Genomic DNA, 6,885 nt, shown 5'->3' with positions numbered 1-6,885 from the left:
CAAATGTATGCGACCTCCCATCGCCCGCTTTTCTGCATTTCTTTTAAATAAAATCGCCCCATTCTGCCAAAACCGATGAGACCAACTTTAATCTTGGTATCTACAGAAATATGTGTTTTCATAAATATAGAAAATTTAAATACAAATAATTAATGTGTAACAGCCTTTCATTAAGGAAGAAAATGACTGAAAACAAGACATGGCAAAGCTAGATAAATAAGTAATGCTGTATTAGCTTTACATGTTTTTTTGTAGGGGTAGCAATCGTAATTAATATTAACAAACAATTAGTTAGTTACAAATAAATATAATAAAAATGTAGAAGAGTTAGAATGCTTTTTTTCTTGAAATGGCAAGAATCTATTATATATTAGTCAGATTATTATAATTATACTTTCAGGTTCATCATAATCAACAATCGCTTTATTGTTTATTTGAGTATAGTAATTATGTACAATACTTGCAGAATCGTGAGGGCAATTAGCTATCTGCCCTTTTGTAGTTACTGGATTTTTATTATGTTTCTTATTTTTATAGTTATGTATAATGATTATGTGGATACTTTTGTGGTGTTCTTTAGTACTTATCTTTTTAAAATTAGATTTTAGAATCCCTCTTTTGAGGGGTGAATATCAATTTGCTCTGTAAGTAATCAGACTAGTTTTTCAGGAATACTTGTACAAATATGATGTTTTAGTGGGAAATGTACCAAAATTGTCCTTGAATTGGATTATTTGGGAGGGTCTATTCTGTTTGAATGTGCTATTTTTGCCACCAGATAATTATTAACTTAACAAATAATCCATGTATTATGAAAACAATTCTTAGCGCATTGGGGCTTTCGCTTCTGATCTTTACGAGTTGCGGTGGACAAAAAAAGGTTGAAATAGATTTTATTCAAGACAACATCGACAACGCTGTGGCACAAAACACAATTCAAACAGACGTTATCGAGAAATCCGGTAAAATTCTGAATCCAAGAACAATTAATGCGGATGGGAGTATCTCGTATATACCTATTGAGGACTGGTGTTCCGGCTTTTTCCCTGGTAGTATGTGGTTGACTTATAACCTGACAGGAGATAAGAAATGGCTGCCTTTGGCTGAAAAGTACACAGAAGCCCTCGATTCTGTGAAATACCTGAAGTGGCACCATGATGTCGGCTTTATGATTGGATGCAGTTATCTTAACGGTTACCGTTTTGCAGATAAAAAAGAATATAAAGATGTGATTGTAGAAGCCGCAAAATCATTGTCTACCCGTTTCCGTCCCGGAGCTGGTGTTATCCAGTCATGGGATGCTGATAAGGGCTGGCAAGGTACACGCGGATGGAAATGTCCGGTAATTATCGATAATATGATGAATCTAGAATTGTTGTTTGAGGCTACGGCTTTTTCCGGTGACTCTGCCTTTTATAATATAGCAGTGAAACATGCGGATACAACGATGGCTCATCATTTCCGTCCGGACAATAGCTGCTATCATGTAGTAGACTATGATCCCGAAACAGGAGAGGTAAGGAAGAGACAAACAGCACAAGGATATGCGGACGAATCAGCATGGGCTCGCGGACAGGCTTGGGCATTATACGGTTATACAACTTGCTATCGTTATACTAAAGACAAGAAGTATCTCGATCAGGCACAGAAAGTATATAACTTCATCTTTACTAATAAAAATCTGCCGGAAGACCTCGTTCCTTACTGGGATTATGATGCTCCTAATATCCCGAATGAACCTCGTGATGCCTCCGCTGCAGCATGTACGGCTTCTGCTTTGTATGAACTCGACGGCTATCTGCCGGGTAATCATTATAAAGAAACTGCTGATAAAATTATGGAAAGCCTCGGTTCACCGGCTTATCGCGCCAAAGTGGGTACAAACGGAAACTTCATACTGATGCACTCTGTTGGCAGTATTCCTCACGGTCAGGAAATCGATGTTCCGTTGAACTATGCTGACTATTACTTCCTGGAAGGATTGATGCGTAAGAGAGATCTGGAAAAAAAGTAAGCCCTGTCTTACTTATACTTTAGCCGGCTATGTGCATGCATTAATGCCTTCCGGTATATAAATTAGTTCGTCCGGCTATAGGCAATGTTGCGTTCGCCTATAGGTAACGTATCGTTTGACTATAGGCGATCTTTCGTTTGCCTATAGCCGGACGAATAAAGCGATGAACCGGAAAGAATTATTTGTTGCGCCGAAACAGGTTGGTGCATTAACTGTTATTCCTTGTATCATGACAATCAAATCAGTAAACTTTTTAATGGGTGGTCTGGCCCTCTTTGCGGCACAAGGCTGTAAGTCTCCTAAGCAGGTGGCAGAACAGGCGGAACATCCAAACATTATCTATGTATTTCCCGACCAATATCGCAATCAGGCGATGGGATTCTGGAATCAGGAAGATTTCAGAGATAAAGTAAACTTTCGGGCAGATCCGGTGCATACCCCTAATCTGGATGCTTTCGCACGTGAGTCTGTGGTACTGACTTCTGCTCAAAGCAACTGTCCGTTGAGTAGTCCTCATCGTGGGATGTTGCTGACCGGCATGTATCCGAATCGCAGTGGTGTACCTTTAAATTGTAATTCTACACGCCCTATCAGTTCTTTGCGCGATGATGCGGAATGCATAGGAGACGTATTCAGCAAGGCAGGTTATGATTGTGCTTATTTCGGCAAACTTCACGCTGATTTCCCGACTCCGAATGATCCGGAAAATCCGGGACAATATGTAGAAACACAACGTCCGGTTTGGGATGCTTATACTCCGAAAGAACGGCGTCACGGATTTAATTATTGGTATTCTTATGGTACGTTCGACGAGCATAAGAATCCGCATTATTGGGATACGGACGGTAAGAGACATGATCCGAAAGAATGGTCGCCTCTCCATGAATCAGGCAAAGTTGTTTCTTATCTCAGGAATGAGGGTAATGTGCGTGATACGAAGAAGCCTTTCTTTATTATGGTAGGCATGAATCCCCCGCATAGTCCGTACCGTTCGTTGAATGATTGCGAAGAGCAGGATTTTAATCTTTATAAAGATCAGCCGTTGGATAGTCTGTTGATCCGCCCGAATGTAGACTTGAAAATGAAGAAGGCGGAGTCTGTCCGTTATTACTTTGCTTCCGTGACCGGAGTGGACCGTGCATTCGGACAAATTTTGGAAACGCTGAAAGAACTGGGATTAGATAAAAATACAGTGGTTATCTTTGCGTCCGACCATGGTGAAACAATGTGCAGCCAGCGTACGGACGATCCTAAGAACTCTCCTTATTCCGAATCGATGAATATACCGTTTTTGGTCCGTTTCCTCGGTAAGATTCAGCCTCGGGTGGATGATCTGCTGCTTTCTGCTCCTGATATTATGCCTACTGTACTGGGATTGTGCGGACTGGGTGATTCTATTCCTTCCGAAGTACAGGGACGTAACTTTGCACCTCTTTTCTTCGATGAAAAGGCGGAAATTGTTCGTCCGGCAGGTGCCTTATATATACAGAACCTAGATGGAGAAAAGGATGAAAAAGGATTGGTACAATCTTATTTCCCTTCTTCGCGTGGAATTAAAACTGCACAGTATACATTAGCTTTATATATCGACCGCGATACGAGACAACTGAAAAAGAGTCTTCTGTTTGATGATCTGAAGGACCCTTATCAGTTGAATAATCTCCCTCTGGAAGAAAATAAGGAAGTGGTGGAACAACTCTACCGTGAAATGGGAGCGATGCTAAAGGAAATTGATGATCCTTGGTATACGGAGAAGATTCTTTCCGATCGTATCCCTTACTAATTTTTAGTCTGTATATGATTAAATGATCATCTGCTGTAAATAATCTGTAATGATGAAAGATATTTGTTTTATATTCTTATTCCTGTTTAGCTCTTTATCTTCTTCTTATGCCCAATTGGTCGGTTTTGAAGAGAGTGTTCCCCAGACTTTTAAAGTTGCGGGGAAAGGTGAATTGAAGACATCTTCCCTTTTTTATAAAGAGGGAAAAAGTAGTCTGGAATGGGACTTTCAGCCGGGGTCAACATTGGACGTTCAAGTGTCCCCTTTATCTCTGAATGCCAAGAAGGAGCAACAGTTTGGCATCACTCTATGGATATACAATGAAAAGCCGCAGCAAGACTCTGTTCGTTTTGAATTTCTGAATGAGGCTGGGGAGGTTTCCTATTGGTTTTCTTATCATTTACAGGCTGCTGGCTGGCGCGCTTGCTGGATTTCTTTCGCCTATATGAATGGAAATAAGAAAGATAAAAATATCGTAGGCTATCGTCTGGTTGCTCCCCAACGGGAAGGACGTATTTTTCTTGACCGCCTGACTTTTCCGGAAAAGAAGATGAACTTGCGGACAACTCCCGACCAGCAATTACCCACTAATAACGGGCTTTCCAATCGTGACCTCTGGCACTGGTGTCTCGTCTGGAAATGGGAAAAGCAATCTTATGATATCCCTTTGCTCAGCAAACTGACTAGCCGGCAGAAGAAAGACTTGAAAACCATCGAACAGCGTCTGACTGACTTTCTGGATGTGAAGAAGGCTCCGCAAGGACAGGTCAATGCTGCCTACAAGACTTTTGAAAAGGCTGCCATTACTCCTTCCGCAGCCGGAACCGGATTCACAGGAATGCCTGTTGTCGCTCCCGACGAACAGGATAAAAAGAAAGGAGAAATGTCATGGAATGATATTGAAACGATGCTCGCCGGTTTTGCCTATGATGCCTGTTACAATCAGAATGAGACATCAAAGAAGAACTATTTTACGGTATTCGACTATGCGATAGACCAAGGCTTTGCCTTTGGCAGCGGGATGGGTACTAATCATCATTATGGTTATCAGATACGTAAGATCTATACTACAGCCTGGTTGATGCGTAATGAAATCTACAAACATCCTCATCGGGATGTGTATCTTTCTACTTTGCGTTTTTGGGCAGCTTTGCAGGAAACCCGCCAGCCGTGTTCGCCCGGGCGGGATGAATTACTGGATTCCTGGCATACTCTTTTGATGGCAAAGCTAATTTCTGCCATGATGTTTCCCGATGCAAACAGACAGGAGCAGGCCTTGAATGGCTTATCTCGTTGGTTGTCTTCATCATTGCGCTATACTCCGGGGACGATTGGCGGAATTAAAGTAGATGGAACGACTTTTCATCACGGTGGGGTCTATCCCGGCTATACAACCGGCGTATTGGCCACTATCGGACAGTTTATCGCCTTCACGAATGGAACCGATTTTGAACTGACCGAAGAAGCCCGCCAGCATATCAAGTCCGCTTTTATTGCGATGCGCAATTATTGTAACTTTTACGAATGGGGGATCGGAATTAGCGGCCGCCATCCGTTTGGCGGAAAGATGGGTAGTGAAGATATTGAAGCATTTGCCAACATTGCGCTGTCCGGTGATCTTTCCGGTCGGGGAGACGCGTTCGATCATGGATTGGCTGCCGATTATTTGCGTCTGATACGCAATGGAGACACTCCCAATGCACGTTTCTTTAAGAAAGAAGGCATTCAGCCGGCTCAGGCCCCTCAGGGTTTCTTTGTTTACAACTACGGTTCGGCAGGTATTTTCCGCCGGGCAGACTGGATGGTGACACTGAAAGGATATACAACTGATGTCTGGGGAGCCGAGATTTATGCGAAAGATAATCGGTACGGACGATATCAAAGTTATGGATCGGTTCAGATTATGGGAAAGGGGAATCCGGTTTCCCGTGCTGGAAGTGGCTTTGTACAAGAAGGATGGGACTGGAACCGCTTGCCTGGAACGACTACCATTCATCTTCCTTTCGAACTTTTGGATAGTCCTTTGAAAGGTACGACTATGGCGCGTTCCGAAGAGAATTTTTCCGGAAGCAGTTCTTTGGGTGGTATGAACGGAATGTTTGCCATAAAACTGATGGAACGGGATTATGATAACTTTACTTCTGACTTCGTTGCCCGTAAATCGGTATTCTGTTTCGATAATCGGATGATTTGTCTGGGGACAGGTATTACGAACAGCAATGCTGACTATCCTACGGAGACGACTCTTTTCCAGACTAAGTTTAATGGTAAGGAACCGAAGGCAGATAATGATGACTACTGGCTGCACGATGGCTATGATAATTATTATCATGTGGTAGATGGAACGGTACGTTCGCAAGTGGCAGACCAGGAATCGCGTCACGAAAAAACTCGTGAAAAGACTGCCGGTAAATTTTCATCTGCCTGGATTGAACATGGAAAGGCTCCGAAAGACGGAACTTATGAATATATGGTATTGATACAACCGTCTGCTGCTGAACTGGATGAATTACAGAAAACCCCTGCTTACGAAGTATTGCAACGTGATCAGATGGCTCATGTGGTATATGATAAGAAAACAGGAATCACAGGGTATGCTACCTTCGAAGCGTATCAGCCTGTAAATGATCAATTCATCGTTTCCATTCCGGCAGAAACGATGGTGATGTATGACAAAGAAAGCGATAACCGGATTCGTCTGAGCGTGTGTGATCCGAATCTGAATCTGGCGGAGAAGACCTATACAACTAAGGAGCCCAGCCGTCCGATTCGTAAGAAGATCGTTGTAAAGGGCATTTGGATGTTACCGAGTCCGCAAGAGGGGGTACAGCTTGAGTATGAAGGTAACAATACCCTTCTGAATGTAACCTGTCAGCACGGGCAACCGGTGGAAATGCTCTTGACAAATAAATGATTAAGGAAGAGAGAATTTAATGGGTATTGGTTAATTATGTTTCTATGAAAGAAGAAGGGGCTGTGTCAAAACTAAGGCACATCCCCTTCTTTTTTTAATATAAAATAGTCGTTCCTCTTTTTTGTCTATGCGACTATTTTTTCAGTAATTAGGTAATAAGGCTTAATATTCGTC

General features: G+C 42.4%; 3 protein-coding genes and 1 pseudogene. 3 read left to right on the top strand and 1 reads right to left on the bottom strand.

Annotated elements, in window-relative coordinates; translation table 11 throughout:
* Positions 1-122: pseudogene (locus tag BLW31_RS24265) on the bottom strand (gfo/Idh/MocA family oxidoreductase); the annotation flags it as partial.
* A gap of 689 nt (positions 123-811) precedes the next feature.
* Between BLW31_RS24265 and BLW31_RS23495 the strand changes: the two are divergent.
* The 3 genes from BLW31_RS23495 (at position 812) to BLW31_RS23485 (ending at position 6,711) form a co-directional block, all read left to right on the top strand.
* Entirely contained in the window at positions 812-2,014 is a 1,203-nt protein-coding gene (locus BLW31_RS23495; RefSeq protein WP_010536082.1) for a glycoside hydrolase family 88 protein, read from the top strand.
* Between the two features lie 256 nt (positions 2,015-2,270).
* Complete coding sequence (locus BLW31_RS23490; protein ID WP_074759708.1) at positions 2,271-3,797, top strand: sulfatase family protein; 1,527 nt, start codon at positions 2,271-2,273, stop codon at positions 3,795-3,797.
* Between the two features lie 52 nt (positions 3,798-3,849).
* Positions 3,850-6,711, top strand: coding sequence for a chondroitinase family polysaccharide lyase (locus tag BLW31_RS23485; protein ID WP_029425195.1), 2,862 nt, complete (start codon positions 3,850-3,852; stop codon positions 6,709-6,711).
* The last annotated feature ends 174 nt before the right edge of the window (positions 6,712-6,885 follow it).

The sequence above is a fragment of the Bacteroides faecis MAJ27 genome, assembly GCF_900106755.1.
GTDB classification, from domain to species: domain Bacteria; phylum Bacteroidota; class Bacteroidia; order Bacteroidales; family Bacteroidaceae; genus Bacteroides; species Bacteroides faecis.
This window is presented reverse-complemented; position numbering and strand designations above follow the sequence as displayed.

Bases quoted from the DNA above. Each gene is read 5' to 3' on its own strand.
- BLW31_RS23490 (WP_074759708.1), top strand. From the start codon at position 2,271: ATGGGTGGTCTGGCCCTCTTTGCGGCACAAGGCTGTAAGTCTCCTAAG.
- BLW31_RS23485 (WP_029425195.1), top strand. From the start codon at position 3,850: ATGAAAGATATTTGTTTTATATTCTTATTCCTGTTTAGCTCTTTATCT.
- BLW31_RS23495 (WP_010536082.1), top strand. From the start codon at position 812: ATGAAAACAATTCTTAGCGCATTGGGGCTTTCGCTTCTGATCTTTACG.